At 62.3% G+C, this 25323-nt stretch carries 22 protein-coding genes; 12 read left to right on the plus strand and 10 right to left on the minus strand.

Annotated elements, in window-relative coordinates; translation table 11 throughout:
- Positions 1-201: 201 nt before the first annotated feature.
- Both IC762_RS07095 and IC762_RS07100 read left to right on the plus strand, forming a co-directional pair.
- Positions 202-4563 (plus strand): hypothetical protein, encoded by a 4362-nt coding sequence (locus IC762_RS07095; protein ID WP_195788023.1) that lies wholly within the window; start codon positions 202-204, stop codon positions 4561-4563.
- Between the two features lie 253 nt (positions 4564-4816).
- Complete coding sequence (locus tag IC762_RS07100) at positions 4817-5227, plus strand: ester cyclase (protein ID WP_195788025.1); 411 nt, start codon at positions 4817-4819, stop codon at positions 5225-5227.
- A 67-nt stretch (positions 5228-5294) separates the two neighbouring features.
- Here the strand turns inward: IC762_RS07100 and IC762_RS07105 are convergent, their stop codons facing one another.
- Both IC762_RS07105 and IC762_RS07110 read right to left on the minus strand, forming a co-directional pair.
- Complete coding sequence (locus tag IC762_RS07105; RefSeq protein WP_195788027.1) at positions 5295-7013, minus strand: hypothetical protein; 1719 nt, start codon at positions 7011-7013, stop codon at positions 5295-5297.
- Between the two features lie 21 nt (positions 7014-7034).
- On the minus strand, positions 7035-7862 hold the full coding sequence (locus IC762_RS07110) for a hypothetical protein (protein WP_195788029.1): 828 nt from the start codon (positions 7860-7862) through the stop codon (positions 7035-7037).
- A gap of 194 nt (positions 7863-8056) precedes the next feature.
- On the opposite strand from IC762_RS07110, the gene IC762_RS07115 reads away from it, so the two are divergent.
- The 3 genes from IC762_RS07115 (at position 8057) to IC762_RS07125 (ending at position 11068) form a co-directional block, all read left to right on the plus strand.
- Positions 8057-8863, plus strand: coding sequence for a lytic murein transglycosylase (locus IC762_RS07115; protein ID WP_195788030.1), 807 nt, complete (start codon positions 8057-8059; stop codon positions 8861-8863).
- 142 nt (positions 8864-9005) lie between these two features.
- Positions 9006-9854, plus strand: a complete 849-nt coding sequence (locus IC762_RS07120; RefSeq protein ID WP_195788032.1) for an FRG domain-containing protein — start codon at positions 9006-9008, stop codon at positions 9852-9854.
- A gap of 254 nt (positions 9855-10108) precedes the next feature.
- A complete protein-coding gene (locus tag IC762_RS07125) occupies positions 10109-11068 on the plus strand; it encodes an IS5 family transposase (protein WP_433995876.1) in 960 nt (319 codons plus the stop codon).
- 169 nt (positions 11069-11237) lie between these two features.
- On the opposite strand, the gene IC762_RS07130 is transcribed toward IC762_RS07125, so the two are convergent.
- Positions 11238-12110 carry an SDR family NAD(P)-dependent oxidoreductase gene (locus IC762_RS07130; RefSeq protein WP_195788033.1) on the minus strand — a complete coding sequence of 291 codons (873 nt, stop codon included), beginning with the start codon at positions 12108-12110 and terminating at the stop codon, positions 11238-11240.
- A gap of 178 nt (positions 12111-12288) precedes the next feature.
- Between IC762_RS07130 and IC762_RS07135 the strand changes: the two genes are divergently transcribed.
- The 5 genes from IC762_RS07135 (at position 12289) to IC762_RS07155 (ending at position 16896) form a co-directional block, all read left to right on the plus strand.
- Complete coding sequence (locus IC762_RS07135; RefSeq protein WP_195788035.1) at positions 12289-12687, plus strand: response regulator; 399 nt, start codon at positions 12289-12291, stop codon at positions 12685-12687.
- A gap of 158 nt (positions 12688-12845) precedes the next feature.
- Entirely contained in the window at positions 12846-13457 is a 612-nt protein-coding gene (locus tag IC762_RS07140; RefSeq protein ID WP_195788037.1) for a LysE family translocator, read from the plus strand.
- Between the two features lie 626 nt (positions 13458-14083).
- On the plus strand, positions 14084-15310 hold the full coding sequence (locus IC762_RS07145; RefSeq protein ID WP_195788039.1) for a GGDEF domain-containing protein: 1227 nt from the start codon (positions 14084-14086) through the stop codon (positions 15308-15310).
- Entirely contained in the window at positions 15307-15930 is a 624-nt protein-coding gene (locus IC762_RS07150; RefSeq protein WP_195790028.1) for a peptidoglycan recognition protein family protein, read from the plus strand. The genes IC762_RS07145 and IC762_RS07150 overlap by 4 nt, the downstream gene beginning before the upstream one ends.
- Before the next feature lie 105 nt (positions 15931-16035).
- Entirely contained in the window at positions 16036-16896 is an 861-nt protein-coding gene (locus IC762_RS07155) for a L,D-transpeptidase (RefSeq protein WP_195788041.1), read from the plus strand.
- A 30-nt stretch (positions 16897-16926) separates the two neighbouring features.
- Here the strand turns inward: IC762_RS07155 and IC762_RS07160 are convergent, their stop codons facing one another.
- From IC762_RS07160 to IC762_RS07190, 7 genes are all read right to left on the minus strand, one after another.
- Positions 16927-17817, minus strand: coding sequence for a right-handed parallel beta-helix repeat-containing protein (locus tag IC762_RS07160; RefSeq protein ID WP_195788043.1), 891 nt, complete (start codon positions 17815-17817; stop codon positions 16927-16929).
- Positions 17818-18208: 391 nt separating this feature from the next.
- On the minus strand, positions 18209-19057 hold the full coding sequence (locus tag IC762_RS07165) for a hypothetical protein (protein WP_195788045.1): 849 nt from the start codon (positions 19055-19057) through the stop codon (positions 18209-18211).
- Positions 19058-19133: 76 nt separating this feature from the next.
- On the minus strand, positions 19134-20225 hold the full coding sequence (locus tag IC762_RS07170; protein ID WP_195788047.1) for a class I SAM-dependent methyltransferase: 1092 nt from the start codon (positions 20223-20225) through the stop codon (positions 19134-19136).
- Positions 20226-20525: 300 nt separating this feature from the next.
- Positions 20526-20942: a hypothetical protein gene (locus tag IC762_RS07175; protein ID WP_195788049.1), complete on the minus strand. Its 417-nt coding sequence runs from the start codon at positions 20940-20942 to the stop codon at positions 20526-20528.
- A gap of 433 nt (positions 20943-21375) precedes the next feature.
- A complete protein-coding gene (locus tag IC762_RS07180; RefSeq protein ID WP_195788051.1) occupies positions 21376-21849 on the minus strand; it encodes a hypothetical protein in 474 nt (157 codons plus the stop codon).
- A 104-nt stretch (positions 21850-21953) separates the two neighbouring features.
- The gene (gene rpoH, locus IC762_RS07185) at positions 21954-22850 is read right to left on the minus strand and encodes an RNA polymerase sigma factor RpoH (protein WP_195788053.1); all 897 of its coding nucleotides are present in this window, start codon (positions 22848-22850) and stop codon (positions 21954-21956) included.
- Between the two features lie 216 nt (positions 22851-23066).
- Positions 23067-24047: an RluA family pseudouridine synthase gene (locus tag IC762_RS07190; RefSeq protein WP_195790029.1), complete on the minus strand. Its 981-nt coding sequence runs from the start codon at positions 24045-24047 to the stop codon at positions 23067-23069.
- A 48-nt stretch (positions 24048-24095) separates the two neighbouring features.
- On the opposite strand from IC762_RS07190, the gene IC762_RS07195 reads away from it, so the two are divergent.
- Together IC762_RS07195 and IC762_RS07200 are read left to right on the plus strand one after the other, a co-directional pair.
- Positions 24096-24431 carry a hypothetical protein gene (locus tag IC762_RS07195; RefSeq protein WP_195788055.1) on the plus strand — a complete coding sequence of 112 codons (336 nt, stop codon included), beginning with the start codon at positions 24096-24098 and terminating at the stop codon, positions 24429-24431.
- Between the two features lie 126 nt (positions 24432-24557).
- The gene (locus tag IC762_RS07200; RefSeq protein ID WP_195788057.1) at positions 24558-25205 is read left to right on the plus strand and encodes a ubiquinol-cytochrome c reductase iron-sulfur subunit; all 648 of its coding nucleotides are present in this window, start codon (positions 24558-24560) and stop codon (positions 25203-25205) included.
- Positions 25206-25323 lie beyond the last annotated feature (118 nt).

A 25323-nucleotide genomic window follows, 5' to 3' on the forward strand; every position in this document is an offset into this window, starting at 1 on the left:
GGGGCGCGCTGATCTGCCCTGCGGGCAGGCCTTTCCGGTGCTTCGTTACGGAAATCCGCTGCCTTTATCGGAAGCATCCGGCGCCGCCGAACGGCGTATCTCGGTGCCGCCTTGCTTTCTTGCCAAAGCCGTAAAATTCCGTCTGGACACAATCGTCTGCCGCGATCAAAATTGCGTCGCAACCGGAGGTGGTTTTCCATCATGCCCGACGACATGCCCCCAACCCTCGACGACAAGCTCGGCGAGCTCAAGACGGCCTGGGGACTTGACGGGCTGACCGTGCGACGATCCCTCAGCGGAAAGTCGGGTGCCGACGTGATGCTCGTGGATTCAAAGGGATCCTACGACGGCTCCGCGATCCTGAAGATCTTCCCGGAGGCGCAGATCGCGGAAATTTCCCGTCATCACGAGGCGATCGAAGAGGGCGGCGCGTTCGCCGAGAAGCGCTTCCCGAAGCTGGCCCGCCAGCACAAGGGTGGAGGCTGGTCGGCGGCGCTGATGACCATCGCCGGCGAAGGCCTGAAGTATGTCGATCCGCTCGCGGACGTCACGGAAGCGGAGCGGACCAGGGCGATCGGCGAGGTGCTGCAAGGGATCCTTGCCGGCTGGAACCACGATGCCGGGGCGGCGGATGATGTCTCCGCCTACGATCTGCTCCATCAATGGCTCGGCTCGAAGCTCAACTTCGGCGGGCGGCTCGATCAGGTGTTCGAGACGATGACCGGGCTCGACCGGTCGGCCAAGGGCTTTCGCGATGCCGACATGGACCTGCCGAACCCGCTGGCCTGTTCGGCGCCCAATTCGCCGCTGCGCAAAGTCAGGTTCTCGCCGATCGTCGGCCGCGGTCATGGCGATCTGCACGGCCGCAACATCCTCATTCATGCCCCTGGCAGCACCGAGACGAGCTTCTACCTGATCGATTTCGAGCACTATCGCAGGCCCGTCGCGCTGCTGTTCGATCTCGCTTACCTCGAAGTCTCCCAGTTCCTGTCGATCCGGTCCACCGCTTCCCGCGCGCGGTGGCTCGATCTCGTCGGTGTGACGGCGCAGTTATTGATGCGATCGGACGCCATCCGCGCCGCCAAGCATTCCGACGACGTCGGACTGATCCGCTTTTCGGGAATGATCCGGGACAATCTGTTCTCCTGGCGGGAAAAGAAATTTCCCGGCCGCAAGGAGGACGTGGAACGGCAGTATCGTGTGGCCTGCATCGCGGCGGGGCTCAACTACGCCAGCAAGAGATCGCTGGATGAAAGGCCGGCGCAGTCGACCAAGCTGAAGGAGTTCGCGTTCCTTTACGCCGCGCAGCATCTGAAGGAGCTCTATCAGTTCGAGCGGATCGCCCTGCCGCAAGGCGAGCAGATCAAGGCGCTGCAGGTCCGGGCGAGCGACAACGCCTGGCGCGAGGTCTGGCGGGCGGCCGACAGCTTCAACTCGGTACGGAACGCCTACGTCCTGGTCGCCGGAACCGCGCTTCGTCGCCTGGCGCCCGCGGAGCGGGAGACGATTACCCGCTTGCCATGGTCGCTGGTGATCGATTTCGACTCCGCCAGCGACGGCAGCAGTCTTTCCGAAGCGGCGCAGGCCGGAAGGGGCAACGTCAGGGCCTTTCACCGGATCCTGTCCTCGCAGTCTGACGTGGACGTGAATTTCAACGTCGGCATGGCCTGGTTCATGGCTGACGGCTGGCGGGCCGTCCCAACCAGCATCCCCGCCTCGACCGTCGAATGGCGCAGGATGATGCCGCGCGAACTGCGCAGCCTGGCGACCAAGGTTCGTTCGCAGACCACGCCTCGACCGCTCACGGTGGTGTTCCTTGCCGAGGCGATTGAGCCGAGCCGGTTGCGCGCGGTGTACTCGGCGCTGACCGAGCAGGTCGAGAACGTCAGGGTCGTCGTCGTGGAAAGCGGTCCGGACGACAAGACGTTCGAGATTCTGTCGGAGGAGGGCGCAGCGCCGGAACGGATTGCCTGCCGCTACGGCGATCTCGCCCTCGGCATCTCGGAGATGATCGGCGATCCCGAGATCGAGGCGGCCATTCGCATCCCCGCCCGTTCCGACGATGGCGCGAGGCTGACCAAGGTCGCGATCCAGCCCGACCTCTATGCCAAGTTCTCGGAATCCATCGAGCTCGTGCACGACGGGCTGGCACGTTCCGATACGGAGAAGGGCGTCGACGGGCCGAGCTTCCGCGACGGCGCGGAGGTCTCGTGGCAGGACCTCAACCGGAGCCTCGATGTGCCCCGGGACGTCACCAACGAGATCCGCGCCCAGCTCACCAAGCTCCTGGAGGATCTCCGCGTCGTCTCCGTCACCCTGCGCCACAAGCCCGGCGCAGGCGCGACGACCGTGGTGAGGCGGCTGGCGTGGGATCTGCGCAATCTCTATCCGACCATTCTGATCAAGTCGTTCAACAACCTGACGGCCGATCATGTCGACACGGTGTCCCAGCTTTCCGGATTGCCGATCTTCATCGTCGCCGAGCAGGCGAGACTGTTGGATACCGATCGCGACAGGCTGTTTGCCGAGCTGAGAAGCCGCAACCTGAACTTCGTGTTTCTGGACGTGGTGCGGTCGCGTCACCTTTCAAAGGGGTCACTGACCTACCTGCTGGAAGACCAGATGGTGGCCAGCGAAGCCCAGCGGTTCTACGAGCGCTATGCCCAATGGTGCGCCCCAAACCGCAAGGGCGAATTGCATCGGCTGACGACGGACAAAAATCTCGGCGATTTCCGCTCGCCGTTCTTCTACAGCCTGTATGCCTTCGAGAACAAGTTCAATAACGTCCAGGACTACGTCTCGACCTATTTCGATGAACTGTCGGACGAGCAGCGCGAGCTGCTGGCGTATGTCGCGCTGATCGGCGCCTATTCGCAGCAGGCATTACCGTTCTCGTCCCTGAAGATCATGTCACGATCGGACTGGCCGACCGAAGTTCGTCTCTCCGATGTGCTAGGTGAGGCCGCGAGCAAGCTCGTCCTGTTCGACGGCATCGAGCTCAAGATCGTCCATCCGCGGATCGCCCGGGAAATTCTGCAGCAGCACCTGCGGCCCGCGGACTCCACCCATGCCAGCGACTGGAAGGCGCTGCTGGCCGGATTCTGCGTCCAGTTCATCGAACGAATTGCCGACAAGGCCCATGTCGACAGCGAGACCATCGAGGGCATCCTGACCTATCTCTTCATCGTACGCACCGAGCTCGGCGAGGAGCGCGCCGAGTTCTCGGAGCTGATTCACGACATCCCGATCGACGAGAGCAGGCGAAGGGTGCTGACCGCGCTCTGCGACAGCTTCGAGAGCAATCCGCATTTCTGGGCCCATCTCGGTCGGCTGCTGTATATCCAACGCTCGGAATCGTATGAGTTCGCCGCCGAATGCTACAAGAAGGCGATCGCCCTCAGCGAGCTTGATGGCACGCATTACCACGGGCTCGGCATGGTCTATCGCAACGAGGTGCGGGCGCTGATGCGGCCGCATCTCGGACCGCATCAGAACTTGAACGAGCGGCTCGACGACATCAAGCCGATCTACCAGGCTGCCGCAAAAGCCTTCCAGCGCGCCCGCGAGCTCAGCGCAACGGATGCCTATCCGAGGGTCAGCCATATCCAGATGATCACCCGGATGATCGAGGAGTTGCTTTGGAAATCCGACCTCGACACATATCCTGAGCTGCTCGACAGGCGCGACGCCGTCGCCGAATGGTGTGTTCAGGAATTGTCGGTCGCGCAAACCCTGGTCGACGAAGTCCGGTTCATCAACGCCGAACGGCAGCCGAATCGGATCGAGGTCGAGGCCGCCGGGAAAGTCGATGAGTTCTTCGGCAATTTCGATTCGATCGTGAAGGGTCTAACCGCGCTGCTGGATCGGGGGATCGGGGGCGCGACCACGGTTCGCCGCTCGCTGGCCCGCTGCTATCTGCGGCAGGCGTCCGGCAACCTGTCGCAGATGGTGCAGGCGGATGCGCGCCGGGTCGTCGAGCTCGCGCAAAAGAACCTGGCCGCCAATCCAAGGTCCGGCGAGGACTTGCGCATCTGGATCCAGGCCTTCCGTCTGTTGCCGGATTTTTCCCTCACCGAAGCCATCGAACGGTTCAGCTACTGGGCGGAGGAGCCGGGCGCGATCGATGCCTGGTACTATCTCTATATCTTCCACTTCCTGAACTCGATGAAGGGCGCGCGGGCGAGCCTCGAGGAGGCGAAGCGATACATCGAGCGATGCAGGAAGAGCGCGCCGGAGCTGGTGTCGAAGCGCTCGTTCGAATGGATCGCCGCCGACAGGTTGAAGCGCCCGTGCCCGCTGTTGAACCACTCGGAGCTGGGGCCGTGGCGGGCGCAGGAGGACCTGTTTGCGCACAACGACCGGCTGCAGCCGCAGACCGGCATCATCGTCGACATCTCGAAGGGGACCAGCGGCAAGATCGACGTCAACGGGCTGAACGCCTTCTTCGCGCCGACGCGTGGGCGCCTCAACCGCGCCACCTTCCTGAATGCGCAGGTGACGTTCTATCTCGGCTTCAGCTACGAAGGGCTCCGCGCCTGGAACGTGCAGCCGTCGCGGGGCTGATCCGGAGGCCGCGTGCGCGGCGCGGGCGGCGCGCCGGGCGCGATGCTTGGTCGTGAGGCCGTGCGCGGCAGGCCGCCATTCGCGGCAATCGGCTTTCGGATCCAGCCGGAAACGCGCGGCGCTTGAAAGTCCAAAAGAAAGCTAGAGATTTCAACGCCTTTTCTGACCATCGTCACTTGCGTCCCGTCGGGCGATTCGCGTATGAGGCGCAGCTTTCCATGTCTGCAACCTGCCTGCCGAGAAGCCATTCCCGATGTCCAACGCCTCCCTCGACGCCAACAAGGCGCTTGTGCTCGCGCATTATGACGCCGTGACCAACAGCCACGACCCCGATAAGATCCGCAGCCAGCTGGCGCCCGACTTCTTCGACCACGCAGCGGGGCGGAAGCTGAGCGCGGACGAGGTGATCGCGCACTCGGCCGCCATGCACGAGACCTTCGCGGACCTCTCGGCGGTGGCCGAATGCCTGGTCGCCGAGCGCGACATCGTCGCCGGCCGCTTCGTCTGGCGCGGCCGCCACCGCAGCGCCTGGCGTGGCATCCCACCGACAGGCCGCCACGTCGAATTCCGCGGCATGACGTTCTGGCGGATCAGCGAGGGCAAGATCTCGGAGCGGTGGGCGGAGATCGATTTTGCGGGGTTGGAGCGGCAGCTGAGAGACTGAGGGGAATCTGCACAACTCCGCCTCGCTGCGACCGTGATCCGCCGCACTCTGCGTATGCCAACAGGAGTTAAGGAAATTCGGTTGACGTGCTCGAGGGCAAGAGTCCAACCATGTTTAGCTCGTCCGCCAAGCGTTGAAGCAGCTCACGAGAAAATGTATCCCGCTTGTTGGAGCTAACCCAGTGGCTAGTAGCCGCTGCAAGTCGACCCTGTTGGTTTGCTCCGCTCTCGATTTTGTGCAACTGTAGCCAAACATCTAGCCAAACTTTGTTCGGGCGGGTCGTATCAAGCCATCGAAATGCTTGCTGCGATAAGTCTTCCCATAGATTATGGCCTGCCGATCCTGCCACTTCTTGCCAGACCATCGGCCATAGTTGGTGACGCACGTTCTTTCCGATCCAAACCAATGCTTGATCTAAAAGATCTTCTTGAGAATACGAATCAGATCGCTGAAAAAGCGCCAACCAAACATATGGCCATCCTTTTGAGTTGGTTTCGCTTCTGAGCCAATGAAAAGCCAGCTCGGTTAAGTCCTGTACGTCCGAGTCACTGCTTGCGAGCAAGGTACTCCATGCTCTATGCCAACCTCTGTTGGAGAGTTTCCTGTTGAGCCAAGATAGCCCAATCTGTGAGAGCTCGTGGTGTTGCCTTGGATCGCCTTCCGTTTGATAAAGTGTCTGCCATACCAGAGGCCATGCCTCGTGATCTTCATGCTCTGGGAGCCAGTTGTATCCGTCACGAAATAAACTGCCGCCCCGCTCCACGGGCATCGCCTCATTGGTTCTAAGCCAGACAACGGGCCATGTATAATCATCTCTATTTTCATCAATCCATTGCAACGCGCGAGCAGTTAGGTCGACACTCCGACTGTGATCCAAGGCTAGGATTATTCTCGCGTAGACTGATGCCCAGCCTCGATGCGACATGTCCGCTTTCAGGAGCCAGCCAAAGGCATACTCTATGAGATTGAACTCGCTATCTCGCCCTGATTTGTCGTCCCATAACTCGCGCCAAACTGACGCCCAGCCAGCATGATCGAAATTTGTTGCCCCGAGCCAATCAGTTCCTTGGCGTTCAACCGCTAACCGTTGTGGGCTTGGCCTTGTTCTTACGAGTCGCCAAGTTTTTCGCCAACAAGCTGCCCAATACGGAAAACTAGGAGACAGACCTTGGAGCCACGAGCTCGTATTGACAATAAATAGAGTGCGGTCAGCAATGGATAACCCCTTTGCGTGCTTCGCTAGCTTTCTCCAAACTCCTAGCCAAACAGGAAATCTACTCTTCTCAATCCCGAGATTTGTCACGCCCAGTTTGAAGAGTATTTTTTGTTCCTCAGGTGTAGTTTCCGTAGAATTCCAGAGCGATTGCCAGATGGACGGCCATAGATCGTCGTCGGGATTTTCACGCTCGAGCCATGCAATTTCATCCTCGATGGACTGGCTGCGAAGCGCTGAAACAATTCCAATGGCGCGGGTGTCTGCTATGATGTCTAAGTCTTCGCGATCAATCTTACTGCCGCTTAGGGGCAAGGCTTCTGATGCCTCCTGATCCTCTAGATCGTCAACGAGTCCGGGATCGACGACTGTCAAATTATCCTTCTTGATGTTTGAATGCCTCCATCCTGTGAAGCGCATTCCACGAAGGTCTTGGCCTGAGATATCCCCTCCATCTAGACTGGTGCCCACATAAAAATTTCGTGGATTGCCTCCAGCAAGGCGAGCAAGTTCGCGCAAGTCGGCCGTATCCGCGTTCAAGAGACTAACTACTTTGTCTAACCAATGGTTCAAGACGGATATGCTCTCACTCTTCTAGATCGTGCCGGCAGTTACCGAACCAAGTGTGAGGTGCGCGAATATGTCGTCGATATTCTTCACCTCAAGCCCTTCTTCCATTAGCCGGTCGCGAATATAGGCCTCTGCAGCGATCAACTTGTTCTTGAAGCCAAACTTGCTTTTGGCACTTTCCCAAAGGCTTTGATCTTTGATCCCAAGATCCTCAATAACCAAATCTTCTCGACGGCACCGAACCTCCACGCGAACCGACGGAGGAATTCCCTTTGAGCGATCTTTCCTCTGGTCAATTAGTTTCAGCCGCGGCTCTTTGTTTGCGTCCCATGCGCGGCCTTCGAGCACTTTCGCAAGCTGTGATTCAACAGTCCACCGGTAATGCCCGTCAACAGTTTGGGATTGTGTAACCAGTAGGAGAGAAACGGTGCTGGATACCTCGATCTTTCTCGTGGCAACGACGTTCGCTTGAGCTCCAGTCTCTACGGTTGCTGATCCGGTGAATCCAGTAGCGCTGATTGAGCCTGTCGCGCCGCCCTTAATACTGGCTTGAGCAGATTGCTCCTTAGTTTCTGTGAGACGCGCTTGCAAATTTGGGGAATCGCGAGAAACCGAAGCTCTGTCAACAGCTACAGGTTCGGATTCAGGAATGATGACGACCACTTCGGCCCGCTTGATACTGAGTCGGAATCGTACCGGCGATTCGGGTTCGCCACCCACTCTGGCTCGCCCGAAGACAATATCAGCATGTAGGTCAACCTTTGAGTTGCTATCGCTAAACGCCTCGTGCCACGCATCGATTGTTACTACATCCGCAAACGCACGCTTTCTGTTGTCGAGATTATTGGTCATGCGATTTCTACCCCAAAAGTGCCATTAGAAATGCAGCTGCAGTCCTAATCCATCCAATCTTTAGTTGAATGGGGGTCGCACGGCACATCATTCCCGTTGCTTTGGAATTGCCGCTCTCATTTTGAATTCCGTTGGGTTTTGACGGCTGCACAGTATGTATGGCATTATCTGTAGGTGTGGTTTGGGAATTCAATATGTTAAAACTACCTTGGATTGTTGGTGTTTGTATTTTGGTGGCCACCTCTCCCTCCTACGCCGCCCGCTGCGGCGGCCCTTTCAACGGCTTCGTCCAATCCTTCTCCCAAGAAGCGGCCAGCGCCGGCATTTCGCAGGACGTGATCTCGTCCGCGCTCGGTGGCGTGACGGAGGATGGCGGGGTGCTCGCGTTCGACCGGCGGCAGCGCTACACCTTCAACAAGACCTTCGAGCAGTATGTCTCGACCCGGGTCGGGGCCGGGCGCATCAATGGCGGACGGGCGATGCTGCAGCGGCATGCGGCGCTGCTGGCGAAGATCGAGCAGCAGTATGGCGTGCCGCGCCAGATCCTGGTCGCGATCTGGGGGCTGGAGACCGATTTCGGCAAGGGCGACATGGGCAAGCTGCCGGTGATCCGCACGCTCGCGACCCTGGCGCATGATTGCCGCCGCACCGACCTGTTCCAGGGCGAGCTGCTCGCGGCGCTCAAGATCGTGCAGCGCGGCGATCTCCGCCTCAACGATCTGATCGGCGCCTATGCCGGCGAGATCGGGCAAACCCAGTTCCTGCCGTCGTCCTACATCAAATACGGCGTCGATTTCGACGGTGACGGCCGCGTCGATCTGCGCCATTCGGTCGCCGACGTGCTGGCCTCGACCGCGAACCTCTTGCACACCAACGGCTTCAAGATGGGCGCGCCCTATGGCGAGGGCAGTGCCAATTTCGAGGCGATGCGCGAGTGGAACAGGGCGGTGATCTATCGCAAGACGATCGGCTATTTTGCTGACCAGCTGGTGGGGCGTTGAGGGCGTCGGCTGTTCTGATGATCGTCATTCCGGGGCGCGCGAAGCGCGAACCCGGAATCCATCGGGCCGCATCACGCGTCGAGAAATGGATTCCGGGCTCTCGCTGCGCGAGCCCCGGAATGACGAGTTGAGAGATGTTCTCATGGAAACCATCGGCAGCCAAAAGATCTGGTCGTTCTTCGATCGCCGGGGCTGCCAGATCGCGAAGAATTCGGCGGTCCGGCAGGGGCCGGGGCATCGCGTCGGCTCCTATCTCGAGCTCGCGACCAAGATCGCCGAGCTGCAATTCCTCAACCGCGATCACGTGCTGCTGTTTCGCGGCCAGGGCAGCGACCACCGCAACGTCAAGGACAATTCGTCGCTGAAGCCGTCGCTGTTTCGCGGCGGCCGCGGCAATCCGGATCGCGCCACGCTGGTGTCGCGGTTCGACCTGCTCGCGCGGGCCGAGCGGATCCTGGTGGCGGCATATGCCAAGGAGAAGCTGCTCGGCATGGAGCGCTTGCGGCGGCATCGCATCCTGCGCTGGTCGATCCTGCAGCATTACGAGGTCTGCACCACGCCGCTGCTCGACGTCACCCATTCGATCCGCATCGCCGCTTCGTTTGCCTCGCTGGCGGAGACCGCGACCTGCTTCCTCTATGTGCTCGGCGTGCCGAATTTGAGCGGCGCGATCACCGCGAGTGCCGAGGCCGGCCTGCAGATCGTCCGCCTCTCCTCGGTCTGCCCGCCCTCGGCGGTGCGGCCGCATATCCAGGAGGGCTATCTGCTCGGCGAATACCCCGACATGGCCGGCACCGAGCAGAAGGAAAACTACTTTCCCTACGAGATGGATTTCGGCCGGCGGCTGGTCGCAAAGTTCTCGTTCACGCCGGCGTCGTTCTGGAAGAACGACAATTTTCCGCAGGTGGCGCGGAGCGCGCTCTATCCCTCGGAGAAGAGCGACCCGATCTACCGCCTGGCGCTCGGCGTGAAGCAGCAATTGGGCGGGTGACGCAGTACCTTCAAGCGTAAGGCGAGCACACCAGTTAGGCTCCCTCCCCCCTTGCGGGGGAGGGCTGGGGAGAGGGGGCCACACGGGTGGTCTCTCGTCTCCACGCAAGTAGCACGCAAGCGATTTTGCGCGACGGATGCGTGCGTCAACCATCTCGCCCGCGGCCACCCCTCTCCCCAACCCTCTCCCGCAAGGGGCCTGTTGCGTAATCTGGCGATTGTGATTCCTTAGGGCAAAGGCCGAGGGGAATGACGATGGCGGTGAAGCAGACGGGACAGCCGAGCTTTGTGGAAGCGCTGCTGCCGAAGGGGGCTGGCGCCAATGCGGCGCTGGAGCGGTTGTCGAGCTTGGTCAAATGGTATCGGTTCGAGAAGCTGCTGGCCCATTTGCGGGATGAGGCAAGCCCCGGTCGCCCGGGCTATCCTGTGCTGGTGCTGTTCCGCGCGCTGCTGTTGCAGTCGCTCTATGGTCTTTCGGATCGCGACCTCGAGGAGGCGCTGGGAGATCGGCTATCGTTCAAGCGCTTCGTCGGTCTGAGCCTTGAGGATGCGGTGCCTGATCACACGGTGCTCAGCCGCTTCCGGAACCAGTTGGTCGAACAGGAGCTTTTGGAGAAGCTGTTCAGTGAACTGGACCGTCAGCTCGAGAATGCCGGTGTTATCCTGAAGCGCGGCACAATGCTGGATGCGACCTTGATCCAGGCGGTATCTGCACCGCCGAAGGATGATCGGCCGTCAAACGATCCCGACGCCCGGTTCGTCAAGCGGCAAGGCAAGAGCGGCTGGACCTTCGGCTACAAGGCACATGTTGGCGTCGACGAAGGATCCGGCCTGATCCGCGCGGTTTTGACCACACCCGCCAATATCAACGACACGACACCGGCAGACGACTTGATCCGCGGAGATGAAGCCGCAGTGTGGGCCGACGCGGCCTACGACACCCATGCCAGACGGGCTCGGCTGAAAGCGGAAGGCAAGAAGCCTCGGATCGCGCGCCGCCCCAACAAGCATCATCCGGAGCTACCGGCCAGGCTCAAACGCTATAACCGCCTCATCGCACGGCGAAGGGCGCAGGTGGAGACCACCTTCGCCACTCTCAAATGCCGCATGCGGCTGACCTGTATCCGTTACGTTGGCCTGATCAAGGCAAGCGCACAGGTCAAACTCGCCGCCATCGCCTTCAATATGCGGCGGTGGGCGACAATCGCAGCCTGAGCCGCCCTCCGAGCACATCAATCAACACCGTTCCGGCTGCCACGCCTGCCTCTCCCGCCGCGCTTCAAAACGTCAATAACGCAACAGGCCCGCAAGGGGAGAGGGAGCCCGACCGGTGTGCTCGCCTCACTTATGGAAGATCGCAAGCGTGCGCTGATCGCACAATTTGCTACTCAGCCAACTGCCGCGCCGCGTCGCGCGCCATTCTTCGCGCCGTCGTCTTCTCGATCTGGCGTTGCATCACCTTCCAGTAGGTCGCGGGGCGGAAGCGTTGCAGCAGGTCCATGAGGCGGGCGTCCTTGCCGATCAGGATGCGCGGTGCGTTCTTCTCGATGCCGGCGATGATGCGCAGCGCGGCCGTGGCAGGCGTGGTTCGGGCCAGCGCGTCGAAGCGCTCGATCGATTGCGCGCGGCGGGCGTTGTCGGTGATGCCCGCGCCGGTGCGCGAGTTGCGCGCGATGCTGGTGGCGACGCCGCCGGGATGCACCACCGAGAGCCTGACCGGGCTGTTCGCCACGGCGAGCTCGTGGCGCAGGCTTTCGGAGAAACCGCGCACCGCGAACTTCGCCGCGCAATAGGCGCTCTGGCCGGGCGGCGCGACGATACCGAAGATCGAGGAGATGTTGACGATATGCGCCTCGCGCTGCCGGGCAAGCAGCGGCAGGAAGGCGCGCGTGCCGTGCACCACGCCCCAGAAATTGATGTTGAACAGCCACTCCATCTGGGCCTGCTCGATCTCGCCGAACTCGCCGAGCAGGGCGACGCCGGCATTGTTGACCACGATGTTGAGCTTGGGATGGGCGGCGCCGGCGGCCTCCGCGAAAGCGGTGATCTGGCTCGGCTCCGCCACGTCGACCCGGTGCACGCTGACCTTGCGCGGAGCAATTTTGGCAACCTCGGCGGCCACAGCCTGCAGGCCGGCCTCGTCGCGGTCGGCGAGCGCCAGATCGCAGCCGCGCCGGGCGAGCTCGAGCGCGAGCGCGCGGCCGATGCCGCTGGCGGCTCCGGTGATGGCAGCGGCGGCTCCGGGAATCGTGGTCATGTCAGGTGGGCTCCGTCTGAAACGAGGGTCGGCAGTATCAACGATGGGTCGGCAGTAACCGTGGAACGCGGCGGAATTTTCTCCTTTTCTCAAATTGGAACCGAACCATCCAGCGTTTTCATATTTGACATGGGATAGGTGGTTCAACCCAAGCACTCAATCCAAGGAAGGCACTCACATGGGACAGTCGAAGCCCTATCGTGCGAAGGCCCTGGTTGTCGAGGACGACCCAATGCAGCGCGAGATGATCGGCCTGCTGTTGGAGGAGAGCGATTTCGACGTCATCGCCTGCGAGAGCGCGGAGGCCGCCGAGCTGGTGCTGCGCAGGAGCGCCGACCACGTCGTGCTGATGATGACCGATGTCGAGCTGGCCGGCCACATGACCGGGGTCGAGCTCGCACACGCCGCGAAGCAATACAAGCCCGATCTCGAAGTCATCGTCACCTCGGGCAAGCCGTTGCGGCAGCGCCTGCCCGAGGGCGCCGTGTTCTGGGCCAAGCCCTGGGCGCCGCTGGACGTGATCCGCGTCGCCGAGATGAAGGCGACCGAGCTGTCAGGCGTGCGTAAGCTTTCGTAGCAGGAGTCCCCCTCGCAAGGCCGTCGGCGCAGGCGAGCGGCGGGCGTCTGCCGCGCGCTTCCGCTGGCGTGGGCGTCGTGATATTTCCGGTCCGTGGCCGATCTTGGGACTGTCGTTTGCCGGTCCGCCGACCTCGGCGCACGTCGCGAGGCATCCGCATGACGTTCTCCTTCCTCCTCACCACGCTGATCGTGGTCGCTTCCCCCGGCACCGGCGTGCTCTACACGCTCGCGGTGGCGCTGACGCGGGGCTCGCGCGCCAGCGTCGCCGCCGCGTTCGGCTGCACGCTCGGGATCGTGCCGCAGATGATCGCGGCGATGCTCGGGCTCGCCGCCATCCTGCACACCAGCGCGGTGGCGTTCGCGGCGCTGAAATGGGGCGGCGTGGTCTATCTGCTCTACATGGCCTGGCAGGCGCTGCGCGAGCATGGCGCGCTGGCCGTCGATACCGAGATCAAGCCGCGCTCGACCGGGCGGGTGATCGTGACGGCCGTCCTGATCAACATCCTCAATCCGAAGCTGTCGATCTTCTTCCTCGCCTTCCTGCCGCAGTTCATCGCCGTCGACGAGGTTCATCCGCTGGCGCGAATGGTCGAGCTGTCGGGCGTGTTCATGGCAATGACGTTCATCGTGTTCGCGCTCTACGGGCTGTTCGCGGCTTCGGTGCGCGACCGCGTCATCACGCGTCCGAAGGTGATGGCCTGGCTGCGCCGAAGTTTTGCCGCGGGCTTCGCGCTGCTCGGTGCCAAGCTCGCCTTCGCCGAGCGCTGAGCCGCAGGCAATAAAAAAGCAGGCCTTGCGCCTGCCGTGTCGAAACCGATTGGTGCGGGATGTATCCCCGGCTGGGTGCCCGGGCAGGGCTTGAGCCGCTACCCGGGCGAGAACGGGTTACTTCTTCTTGGCGGCCTTCTTCTTGGTGGCCTTCTTCGCCTTTTTCGCCTTCTTCGCTTTCTTAGCCATAGTATCCTCTCAGGGTTTCATGGAATTGAACGCGACTTCCGAGGCATGCTTGGCGGAGGGCCAGCCTCACAACATCCTCAATGATGAACTCAGCAGATTCGCAGCCGGCTGCCGCGTGCTGTCACGGCGCTGTCATCACGTTATCCACAGCTGTTGTGGGTTTTCGGCAGCTTTTCGCCGCGTTGCTGGTGTCGCCGCTGGGCCGCGTCGCTCGCGCGTCATGCTTAACATCGCGCAAACGCCGAGCGCGCGCTCTTCATCAAATCAAAACCACGGCGTGGATTGGCAGGCTGCGGGTGAGGAACCGTTAAGCGGCGCGGCGGCATGTTGTCCGTAAGACAACGGGGATTGTCGTCGGAGGACGCCCAAGGACGGGCGGTGGCGGGCGGTTCGATGAAACGGGGAGGCGAGGCCGAACACGGTCTCGGACAGGGTCGATGTTGAGCGTTCCGACGCTTTGGACGGTGTTCGTCATCAATTTTCTCGCGCTCGGCCTGATCTGGGCTTACGTGACGCAGAGCTATCCTGCATTCGGCGCGGCGCGGTTCTGGACGGCGTCGGCGTTTGCCGCGGCCGCCGGCGCCGCCTGCGCCATGCTCCGCGTGGTGATGGCGGACTCGCTGGTGCCGCTGCTGTTCGCCGGCACCATCCTGGTGTTCGCCGCCTGTCTCGCCGCGATGGGCATCAAGCGCTTCTACGGCAGGCCGGTGGACTGGCGCGCAGGCGTGCTGATCCCGGCGGCGACCTTCGTCGCGCTCTGCGTCTTCATCTTCGGCTATGACAGCATACAGCTGCGGATGCTGTGCTACACGACGGCCCAGGTGCTGCCGATGGCGCTGTCGATCAGATTGCTGCTGTCGTCCGAAAACGGTCGCGTCAGCCCGGGGGCCCGGCTTGCCGGCATCGTCGCCAGCATCATCGTCACGATCTACGCCATCCGCCTGGTCGGCGCGCTGCTGCATCCGGGCGGCGAGTATTCCTACTTGCAGTTCAATGCGGCCCAGGCGACGCTGATCCTGGTGCTGGTGTTCCTGTCGATGGCGCTCAATTTCGGCTTCCTGCTGATGGCGATGGACCGGCTGCGCAGCGAGGTCGCCGACCTTGCGCTGCTCGACGACCTCACCGGCGTCGGCAATCGCCGCCAACTCGTCGCGCGGCTGACCGAGGAATGCGCGCGCTCCGACCGCAACGGCGAGCCGTTCGCGCTGCTCGTGATCGATCTCGACGGCTTCAAGGCCATCAACGACACCCACGGCCATGCCGCCGGCGACGCCTGCCTGCAGCATTTCGCGCTGATGGCGCAGACCCGGCTGCGGCCCGGCGACATGCTGGCCCGCACCGGCGGCGATGAATTCTGCATCGTGCTGCCGACCTCGACCTTGCGTGAGGGCGCGATGATCGCCCGCCGCGTGGTGGAGGTGTGCCGCGCCGACGCCGAACAATGCAGCGGCAACGACATCCCGATCGCGGTCTCGATCGGCGTGGCGCAATGGAGCCGCGAGATCGGCATGCATCCGGACCGGCTGATCGCGGCCGCCGACCACGCGCTCTACGACGCCAAGAAGGGCGGCAAGAACGGCTACGCCACCTACGAGCCCGCGGCGCCGGCGCCTGCATCGGGCGCCGCCGGACTTGTGGAGGCGGCGTTGCGCCGCAGCGCCTGACCTTGCGAACGCTGCTCGCCGCGCTCCTCGTCATCGCGCAGTCGCCGTCCGTCTTGGCGGCGGGACCTGACCTCGCCACCATCGCGCGATCACAAGGCACGCCCGACATTCCCGGGCTGAAGATGGTCTGGCTGTCGCCCTGGGGGGACGTTGCAAAGGCCCATCCCTGGCGCAACATCATCGTGCACCAGACCGAAGGCCCGGCCGGCTCGGCGCGCTACGGCGCGCAGGAGCAGCACAAGAACCCGACGCGGCGCGGCGTCATGGTCTGGGTCGAGACCGACGGCACGGTCTACTGGGCGGTCGCCGACAACCTGGTTCCGACCCACACCGACGGCGCCGACCGCAACGACAACAAGTACATCGACAACAGCAAGACCTATCACCAGGTCAACAAGGACTCTTCGATCGGCGTCGAGTTCGCCGGCAATTATCCCGACGTCACCAAGGGCCCGACGGATGCACAGATCGCCGCCTGGCGCGTGCTCGTGAAAGTGCTGCGCGCGCGTTACGCGATCCCGCTCGACCACGTCTATGCCCACAACTGGATCGACTTCAAGGATGCCCGCTATTGCGAAGGCTGCGTGCTTGCGACCATGGCGCGCGAATGGGGCGAGTAGTCGTTAACGATGCCCGGCGATTTCCAACCTGAACGAAATCGCTTCGAACCCTGTTAAAGTTTGCTGACTACCTCTTCCAGGCACGGGATCAGGGGAAGAGAAGATATGGGTAAGCGGGCCAAACGTGGAAAGACGGAGGCGCTCGCGCTACCGGTGGTCGGAAGAGTCGCAATTGGCGCCGTGGCCGCGGCCGCATTGGGGTACGGCTTGCTGTCGCGCCCGGCGAGCGTTCAACCGGTACCGAAGCCGTCCACGCACCAGGTTCTGGCACCGCCGGCTCCAGCGCATGTATCGACGCCGGTTCATGCATCAGCGTCGCCTCCGGCTCCCATCCCGGTCCCGGCGCCGCGGGTCGAGCCGCCAAAAGCCGCTGACGTTCCGGGGAAATTTGTTCGGCAGGTGGTCGACTACGTCAGCCACCAGACGCCAGGCACCGTCGTCATCGATACCGGAAACACATTCCTCTATCTCGTGCTGAACGACCAGCAGGCGATGCGCTACGGCATCGGTGTCGGCCGCCAGGGCTTCGCATGGTCCGGTGAACAGACGGTGGCGCGCAAGACGGAATGGCCGGATTGGCGTCCGCCGGCGGATATGCTGTCGCGACAGCCTTATCTGCCGCGGTTTATGGCCGGCGGTCCCACCAATCCGCTCGGCGCCCGGGCAATGTATCTAGGCGACACCGAGTATCGAATTCACGGCACCAACAAGCCCGATACGATCGGCAAGCGGGTGTCGTCCGGCTGCATCCGGCTGACCAATGAGGACGTCGCGGACCTTTATGAGCGGGTGAAGGTCGGCGCGAAAGTCATCGTGCTTCCGGCAGCCACTGTCGATCGACCATCGCAGGGAGCGCCGCCCGACGCTGCCTCCCGATCACCGGACCCGGCACCGCAGTCGACCCGGCCCTCGGCCACCAACGCACAGATGCAATCATCCCGACCGAAGATGGCCGACGCCCAGTAGCTCGGTTCCAACACCTCGGTCCTTCCAGGCCTATTGCTGCGCGAACTCCGAGGATGCGGAGCCGAGTGGCGTCAAAGGCATACCGGCGGAGCTGTTGCCCGAAAGCCGATTGCCGCCGAACGAGCCGGTACTTCCCGAAATGGCAATGCCGTTGAACGAGATCGTGTTGTTGAAGAGCCGGACCGAGGACGCGCTCGCGACACCCGTACCGTTGTTGCTGATGGTGGAGCTGTCGACGACGATTTGTGAGCCGCCATCGCCCTGGATTCCGGTAGTCGAATTCTCTGAAATGGTAGAGCGCGTAACGGTGACGCTGTTCCCTGATCCGACAGCCAGGCCGTAGCTGTTTTCGATCGATGTCACGTTGTCGAGAATCGCAACGTTTCCGGCAGGGCCCGCCACGACGATACCTGGACCGGCATTCTTGTGAATGAGGGAATCCTTGATCACCAGCTTGCCGGCAGAACTTCTCTGATCGCTGACGCCTTGGCCGGTACCCTCTACGAGCGTGACATCCTCCAAGACCACACTTCTTGACGTATTGATCATGACGAGCGGCCCGACGCCACCGAGGCCGTCGACGGTCAAGTGTCGCAGGCGGACCACCTGCCTGGTGTCACCTGCGGGCACGTTGATTTGAATCTGCCCGTTCACGCTTGCTCTGCAATCGATCGTCACGGCAGTCAAAACGTACAATGAATTGCTCGCCTGGGGAGGGCTGAGGCAAAGGACCAAGCCGCCTGGGGAGACGTATCCCAGTGCACGCGATATTGTTGCACAGGGTTGATAGGCGAGGCCGCAGGAGTTGTTTTGGTCGTTACCGTTACTCGCGACGTAGACGGTTGTCGACTGAGCGGATGCCGGCGAATGCGCGAGCATGATGGCGAGTAAAGCCGCCAGAAATGCAAAACGCGAGAACATGATTTCTTTCTATACAATCGCACGATGCGGCCGAGCCAAAGCCGCGGCACTCGCACGTTAAGTTTCACCGGTCCAGCCTGCATCATCCGATCGGGTGACGCGTCGGGGCAGCCGGCGGCCGACACCGCCAGTGCCGGACGGCAATCAGGGGCAAGGTCGTCCCTGGTCGGGGAAGGCCTTGGGCAGGGCAGCCGAAGGCTTGCTGACGATCTGGTGCGCATCTCGCCAGATCATTTCGCGCTGACGCGAGATCGTGATCGCGTGCACCGGCAGGCCTCCCTCATCGAGCAACCATGCGCACGCGCAAAGGTCCTGCGACAGGCGTGACGACCTTTTGGGGGCGATCGACTGGAAAGCGGTCCTGCGCACCGCCTGCCGCGAAGTTGCAGTTTCAGGCAGTCGCCAAAACTGCTTCAGACGAAATGAGCGAGCTGGATGGACGGCGCCGCACAGCCTCCAGGTGATACCGCTCGAGAATATCGGTCTCCAGGACGACGCGCTCTTGCGTGTAATAGGCGAAGTGGGCGACGACCTCGTCACCGATGATTTGCCCCGGTCTTTTTGTCATCATGGGGAGGAAGGCGGAGATGTGTTCCTCGTCATCGACGTCGAGCGGGCAAAAGGCGTCACCAAGCGCGTTTCGATCCGCTCCGAACACGCCTAGGCAATTGATCGAGAACCGTCCAAGCGTCATCGTGGCATCCGGAATATGGAGCGACTCGACCCGATCGGTCTCGATCCTGTTCAGGAAAGCGCGATGGAGCAGCACGGCAAACTGGGGGTTTCTCCATCCGATCTCGCAGGCGGCCTGACACGACAATGCATCCGAGGATTTGATCTTGCCGTGGAACGATAGCAGCCAGGAGCAGATCGCATTGTTGATGACCAGCGGCGAGAACCAGATCGCATTTGTCTTGCTTGCCGCGGCTTTTGCCGCAAAGCGCCCAAAGAAACCCGGCGGCAGGTAACAGATGTCGTCATCCAGCTTGACGTAGAAGGCGTCCGGATCGGTCATCGTCCGATAGAACTTGTTGATCGATTTGTTGTCGCCCGTCGAGTTCGGCAGCGCGACGATCTTGATCTTGGGACTGGCCAACGATTGTATGTAGGCTCGATCGACCGGATCCCGACAATTATCCCACAGGTGCCATTCAGCGACGGCTTCGTCGCTGAGAATATGCTTGGCCAACACGTCGAGATATCTGCGTCGGCCGGCCGGCGTGACGGCGATCACTTTCATAACCAATTCCTCGTCTGCGGATTGATCCGATTCGGCCCCGCTCGCCTTTCCAGGGCAGCGCGGCGTGCTGGAAGGCTCAGTCCGGCGTGGACATCACGAACCCGACTTGTTGATGGCTTGGCACAAAGCCGAACGGTTGGGCTCGAATGCCGGTTTCGGCGAGCAACTCCTCGAACGCCTTGAACTCGTGATCGCGCCAACCCGGATAGTTCCAGTACTCGTCGAACACGATGAGAGTACCCGGTACGATCCGATCCTTCAAATTTGCGAAGATCGTTTTGGTCGACGAATAGAGATCGCAGTCGACATGAAGCAGCGAGAGCGGAATTTGCGGCCGGTCATGAAGGAAGGCCGGCAGCGTGTCGTCAAACCAGCCCTTGATCAGCGTCACGTTGGGCGGAACGATTGGCAGGCTTGCCCGCGCGAATGCTCCCTTGTCGAATCCGCTCCGCCACGCCTCGGGCAGCCCTTCGAAAGAGTCGAAGCCGTAGAAATGGGTCCGCGGTGTGTTCCGGCCCATGTGGCTGATCGTGCGACCCGACGCCACCCCGAATTCGAGGAAGAGGCCGTTCGAGTGGGCCAGCTCCAGTGCTTTCGACAGCAGCGACAGATCGTTGTCGAACGCCGGGCATGTCAGAAAATGCTTCTCGTAGTGCTCCGCGCTGTCGAGCGCTGCCTTGAAACAGGCGACGTCCAGAATGTCGAAGCTATCCCCTCGGGGTCTGGGAAAGTTCATGCCGGGTGACGGGGTTCTCGTCGGATTTTTCGGGACCACCGGTATGTGGATTTCAGGCTGCGGTCGCCCGTCGTGCATCAGATAAGAGAGCGCGCCGGCCACCTGGGGGCTCAGGGGATCCTGCGCCTGAAGCTGCCTCAGCCTTGCGATGGCCTCGTCGCGCGGACCCGCGATGCCCTGGATGAAGGCCTCGAGGACATCAAAAATCTTGGCGACCTTGGGCTGCTGAACGGAGCGCAAAGCGCGTAGCACCACGAGGAGGTCGCCAGCATCGCCCTCTTCGACGACCATCTTGAGGAGCAGCCAGAGCTCCGGATGATCCAGGCCATCCTCCATGTCCCTCACAAGTCGATCGAGGGCCTTAAAGGCCTGGGTTTCCTCGAGCTCGGTCGCGCTCGTGCTCTCGTTTGATTGTAGTACGTGTTCGGTCACAGTCCCACCTCGCCGGTACGCCTGCGGACGCATCGGAATTTGTCGATCCTCACGCAGCGCGGCGGACGCTTGACTGACCGTCTCATGAGTCGCCCCAGGAGCGCCAAACATGGCTTACAATTGGTTAACATTCTCCATATGCGACCGGCTCGGGCCGCGGCACGCGGCTACGTAGGGTGGGTGGAGCGAAGCGATACCCATCAATGTTGTGCCGCGCGGCGGGATGGTGGGATATCGCTGCGCTCCACCCATCCTACGGGCGACAGAAAGCCGGCGTTGCCGCCGGCTTTCGTCACGCCATTATGTCCGCGGAGCCTTCCCCTTTCCGGGAAATGCCCTGGGGAGTCCGGCCGAAGGTTTCGTGACGATCTGGTGCGCATCGCGCCAGATCACTTCGTGCTGGCGCGACGCAGTGATCGTGCGCACCGGCAGGCCGCCTTCTTCGAGCAGCCAGGCGCAGTAGCGCGCGCGGCTGATCGCCTCGCAGGCCTCGGGATCGAACCAGCAAATACCCCAGATCGAGTCGCGCCGCTTGAAGTGCCGCGCGATGCGCCCGGGAATCGGCAGATGCTGTCCGAACCAGTCGAACTGGTCCGACAATTCGTGTCGGATCCAGTCGGGGCAGTTGTTCTGATAGAGATACCAGGATGCGCGAAAGAAGCCGCTCTCCACTCGGCTGCGCGGGTGGATGAGCGGTGTAACGAACCGCAAATACATGACGACACGGCGCCACGCCGTGTTGCGTGACGCCCCTCGCAATCGAATTGGATGAACGCAAGAACAGCCGCGCGGCGGCGTTCAGCTCATGACCGATCGCCGGTCACCAATGGGGTGGCGGCGTTCAGAACGTGTCGATCTCAACTTCATGCCGCCTCCCTTGAAAGCGCTGAACAGAAAGGCGCGATCTCGCGCCGGGCGGCAGGACATACACCCGCCCGTGTCCAGTGACAAGCGCGTTACGGTTCGAGCGGCTCCGTAGGATGGGTGGAGCTAACGGGTCGCACGAATGCCGCGATACCCATCGAACCTTGTGCGTCTGGCGGGACGATGGATGTCGTTGCGCTCCACCCATCCTACGGGCAACAGACAGCGGGCGTCACCGCCGGCTTTCGCATCTCGTAGTTACGCTTCGTTCGGGTCTCGGGCGGCACTATCGGGGCCATCGATTTCGCATCGCGCTACTGAAGTCCTGCCAGGACCAGAAGCTCAGGAATAACCGCTCTCCGCCAATCACGCGAAAGTCGCTTACGACAAAACCGCCGAACACTTGAAACTCGCCGCCAATATAATACGAGCGCTTTGCGAACTCCTCAAATTTCGTCTTGTCATTTGGAAAGCTCCACCCGCATTGACCGTCCCAGCTGGTTTGGACAACGAAGATTTGTCCTTCTTCAAGACCTTTAAGAGCCTCGACAACGCGAACACGGATGCGTCCCGTATCGGACCAGCTATCATCTTGCGCCCCAAATGGTCGCACAAGTTCCAGCGGTTCGACTCTGGCGACCAGCGGTTTGCTCTCCCATTTCATCGGCAAGTCTAGAGACATAGGGCTCGGTTGTAGAAGGCAGGCAGAAGCGGGCTGCATGATCAATAGCGGCGCTGCAAACAAGACAAACGGTTTCATGCCCAACGGCCCGTCCTATCACTCCGAAACCCAACCATCCTACGGCAACAAAAAAGCCGGCGTTGCCGCCGGCTTTCGTGTCTCTTGGTTTGGATCCCGCGCGCTTAGTGCGCGGCCTCCAGCGCTGCTTCCTGCCGGGCGATCGTGCCCTTGACGGCCGACTGCACCTTCTCGAAGGCGCGGACCTCGATCTGCCGCACGCGCTCGCGCGACACGCCGAATTCGGCGGCGAGGTCTTCCAGGGTCATCGGCTCGTCCGCCAGGCGCCGCGCCTCGAAGATGCGGCGTTCGCGCGGGTTGAGCACGCCGATCGCGCCGTTGAGGGCCTGGCGGCGATGATCGAACTCCTCGCTCTCCGCCATCACGGCTTCGGCGTTGGGCGAGTTGTCGACCAGCCAGTCCTGCCATTCGCCGGCTTCGCCGTCGTCGCGGATCGGAGCGTTGAGCGACGCGTCACCGCCGAGGCGGCGATTCATGTCGATCACGTCCTGATCGGTCACGCCGAGGCGCTTGGCAATGATCTTGACCTGGTCGGGGCGGAGATCGCCTTCTTCCAGGGCCGAGATCTTGCTCTTCGCCTTGCGCAGGTTGAAGAACAGCTTCTTCTGGTTCGCTGTGGTGCCCATCTTCACGAGCGACCAGGACCGCAGGATGTACTCTTGAATCGACGCCTTGATCCACCACATGGCGTAGGTGGCGAGACGGAAGCCCTTCTCGGGCTCGAATCGCTTCACCGCCTGCATCAGGCCGACATTGCCTTCCGAGACTACCTCGGAGATCGGCAAGCCGTAGCCGCGATAGCCCATGGCGATCTTGGCCACGAGCCTGAGATGGCTGGTGACGAGTTTATGCGCCGCGTCGCGATCGTCATGCTCGCGCCAACGCTTGGCGAGCATGTACTCCTGCTGGGGCTCCAGCATGGGGAACTTGCGAATTTCGGCGAGGTATCTTGAGAGGCCAGATTCTCCATTGAGAACCGGCAACGTAGCTGTACGGGCCATTCGTGCGCCCTCCAGTGGTTCAGGCCCCCGATAGCGGCGGGCCCGGCAGGCGGCCGCTGGGTTAAAGCCGGCCGTGCTGCGATGTTCCGCGTTGGATATTCAACGCAGGTGCAACATACACCAAACTGTCCGTGATAGGGAAGGATTGCTGACGTCACGTCCCCGTGTGGCAGATATAACCTGCTGTCATATCTCAGCTTTTCGGGAAGGGGTGCGTCATACCGCCGCTGTCAGCGCCCGTTGCAGGAGAAGCAAATCCTCCGGCAAAGCCCGTTCCCAGCGCAAAAGTTCCCCGGTTCTGGGATGCTCCAGAGCGAGCAGATAGGCGTGGAGGGCCTGCCGGTCGAGCGCGGTAAGTGCGTCCTTACCTTCCGTGCCGAGGTGCCCGGCCTTGGTCTTGAAGTGAGGTCCGTAGACGGAGTCCCCCAGCAGGGGGTGCCCGATATGGGCGAGGTGAACCCGGATCTGGTGCGTCCGCCCGGTCTCGAGCTGGCAGGCCAGCAGCGAGGCGACCGGCTTGCCATCGCGGCCGGCGAAGCTCGAGAGCACCTCATAATGCGTGACCGCCTCGCGACCGCCCTGGCGCACCGCCATCTTCTCGCGGGCATGCGGATGGCGGTCGATCGGCGCGTCGACCGTGCCATGCGGCCGGTTCGGCACGCCCCAGGCGAACGCCATGTAGCCGCGCTCCATCGGGCCGGTGCGGCCGTGATCGGCGAATTGCGCGGTCAGCGACGCGTGGGCCTGGTCGTTCTTGGCGATCACCATCAGCCCGGTGGTGTCCTTGTCGAGCCGGTGCACGATGCCCGGCCGTTTGACGCCACCGATGCCGGACAGGCTCGCGCCGCAATGGGCGATCAGCGCATTGACCAGGGTTCCGGTAGCGTGGCCGGCGGCGGGGTGCACGACCAGGCCCTTGGGCTTGTCGATGACGATGATGTCGTCGTCCTCGAAGACGATATCGAGCGCGATGTCCTCGCCCTGCGGCTCGGCGGGCGCGGCCTCCGGCACGTCGATTATGATCGTATCGCCTTTGGCGACATGATAAGCGGGGTCGCGGATGGCGGCGTCCTTGATGGTCACGGAACCGGCGAGGATCAGTGCCTTGAGCCGGGACCGCGACAGCTCGGGGGTGCGCTGCGCCAGCACGCGGTCGAGCCGCGCCGAGCCCTCGTCGCCGGCGACGATGACCTCCAGTTTCCGAGCACTATTCGAAGACGCCTGTTGCAATAGAAGAGCCTTGTGATGACCGACACCGCCGTGACCGAACCGACCGCCGAGCAGGCTGCGCTGATCGCGCGGGTGCGGCGCATGATGCTGATCGCGGGCCTGAGCTCGGCGCTGGCCGTGGCGGTGGTGCTGATCGCCGTGGGCTACCGCCTTTATCGCGGCGAGGGAAGCCCCGTTTCGGCGTCGGATGTCACCGCTGCGCTGCCGAAGGGCGCCCGCATCGTCGCGACCGGCACAGCCGGCGACCGTTTGGTCGTTACCCTCGACATCGGCGGTGCAACCGAAATCCGCACATTTGATGCAAAGACGCTGAAACCGGCCGGCAGGCTGTCCTTCGTCAGCGAGCCGTAAGGCGAAGGCGTCGCGAACAACGCCGCCGATCAACCAAAGGCTGCAAAGTATTTTTTGCACCTGCGTTCGCGCAGCGAGAATGCGCGCCGCCATCTTTTCGGCCGAGTTGCACGTTCAGCTTGCGCCATGTCGGAGTCCAACCCCAGCGCTTCCGTCGAACCGTTCGGTGCATCCGGGCCATCAGCGTCGTGCACGGATCCGACGCGCCGCGCGCTGCTGACGGCGCTCGCGGGGTGCGCCTGCCTCGCGGCGATCGAACCTGCTTCCGCCGATGATGAGGACAAGCCCGGCGCCAGTGAGCGACCGCAAAAAGCCGACGTGCTGGTGCGCGCCGAAGGCGACAAGGCCGGCGAGGTCATCAAGGCCGATGACCTGACGCTCGGCGGGCCGCCAATCCGCGCCTGGCCGAAGGATCCCAAATCCTCCGTCGTGCGCAGCGGCTCGCGGCTGAATGAAGTGGTGCTGGTCAAGCTCGATCCAAAAGAGTTCGACGACGACACGCGGGCCCGCTTCCCCGACGGCATCGTCTGCTACTCCGTGATCTGCTCGCACGCCGGCTGTCCGATCACCGCCTGGGTGAAGCAGGAGCAGGGCGACAAGAACGTCCTGAAATGCATGTGTCACAACTCTGAATACGATCCGCGGCAGAATGCGCAGGTGGTGTTCGGGCCGGCGCCGCGGCGGCTTGCGGCGTTGCCGCTCAACGTCGCCGACGGTGCGATCACGGTTGCAGCAGCGTTCGTCGGAAAGGTGGGTGCCCAGCAGGGAGGATGAGGCCGCACGGGTTTTGTGCACGACCAGGAGCATGATCCGGAACGGCGCGAAGCGGTTTTCCCGCGCGGACAAGCGGAACCGGTTGGCGTGGAGACCATGCTCACACACGACTGAAAAA

The organism is Bradyrhizobium genosp. L (genome assembly GCF_015624485.1).
GTDB lineage: Bacteria > Pseudomonadota > Alphaproteobacteria > Rhizobiales > Xanthobacteraceae > Bradyrhizobium.

Excerpts from the sequence above, each read along its gene's own strand:
- IC762_RS07120 (WP_195788032.1), top strand. The coding sequence starts at position 9,006 with ATGGAAACCATCGGCAGCCAAAAGATCTGGTCGTTCTTCGATCGCCGG.
- IC762_RS07100 (WP_195788025.1), top strand. The coding sequence starts at position 4,817 with ATGTCCAACGCCTCCCTCGACGCCAACAAGGCGCTTGTGCTCGCGCAT.
- IC762_RS07165 (WP_195788045.1), bottom strand. The coding sequence starts at position 19,057 with ATGAAAGTGATCGCCGTCACGCCGGCCGGCCGACGCAGATATCTCGAC.
- IC762_RS07145 (WP_195788039.1), top strand. The coding sequence starts at position 14,084 with ATGTTGAGCGTTCCGACGCTTTGGACGGTGTTCGTCATCAATTTTCTC.
- IC762_RS07115 (WP_195788030.1), top strand. The coding sequence starts at position 8,057 with ATGTTAAAACTACCTTGGATTGTTGGTGTTTGTATTTTGGTGGCCACC.
- IC762_RS07135 (WP_195788035.1), top strand. The coding sequence starts at position 12,289 with ATGGGACAGTCGAAGCCCTATCGTGCGAAGGCCCTGGTTGTCGAGGAC.
- IC762_RS07195 (WP_195788055.1), top strand. The coding sequence starts at position 24,096 with ATGACCGACACCGCCGTGACCGAACCGACCGCCGAGCAGGCTGCGCTG.
- IC762_RS07180 (WP_195788051.1), bottom strand. The coding sequence starts at position 21,849 with ATGAAACCGTTTGTCTTGTTTGCAGCGCCGCTATTGATCATGCAGCCC.
- IC762_RS07095 (WP_195788023.1), top strand. The coding sequence starts at position 202 with ATGCCCGACGACATGCCCCCAACCCTCGACGACAAGCTCGGCGAGCTC.
- IC762_RS07125 (WP_433995876.1), top strand. The coding sequence starts at position 10,109 with ATGGCGGTGAAGCAGACGGGACAGCCGAGCTTTGTGGAAGCGCTGCTG.
- IC762_RS07200 (WP_195788057.1), top strand. The coding sequence starts at position 24,558 with ATGTCGGAGTCCAACCCCAGCGCTTCCGTCGAACCGTTCGGTGCATCC.
- IC762_RS07160 (WP_195788043.1), bottom strand. The coding sequence starts at position 17,817 with ATGTTCTCGCGTTTTGCATTTCTGGCGGCTTTACTCGCCATCATGCTC.
- IC762_RS07130 (WP_195788033.1), bottom strand. The coding sequence starts at position 12,110 with ATGACCACGATTCCCGGAGCCGCCGCTGCCATCACCGGAGCCGCCAGC.
- IC762_RS07110 (WP_195788029.1), bottom strand. The coding sequence starts at position 7,862 with ATGACCAATAATCTCGACAACAGAAAGCGTGCGTTTGCGGATGTAGTA.
- IC762_RS07155 (WP_195788041.1), top strand. The coding sequence starts at position 16,036 with ATGGGTAAGCGGGCCAAACGTGGAAAGACGGAGGCGCTCGCGCTACCG.
- IC762_RS07175 (WP_195788049.1), bottom strand. The coding sequence starts at position 20,942 with ATGTATTTGCGGTTCGTTACACCGCTCATCCACCCGCGCAGCCGAGTG.
- rpoH (WP_195788053.1), bottom strand. The coding sequence starts at position 22,850 with ATGGCCCGTACAGCTACGTTGCCGGTTCTCAATGGAGAATCTGGCCTC.
- IC762_RS07140 (WP_195788037.1), top strand. The coding sequence starts at position 12,846 with ATGACGTTCTCCTTCCTCCTCACCACGCTGATCGTGGTCGCTTCCCCC.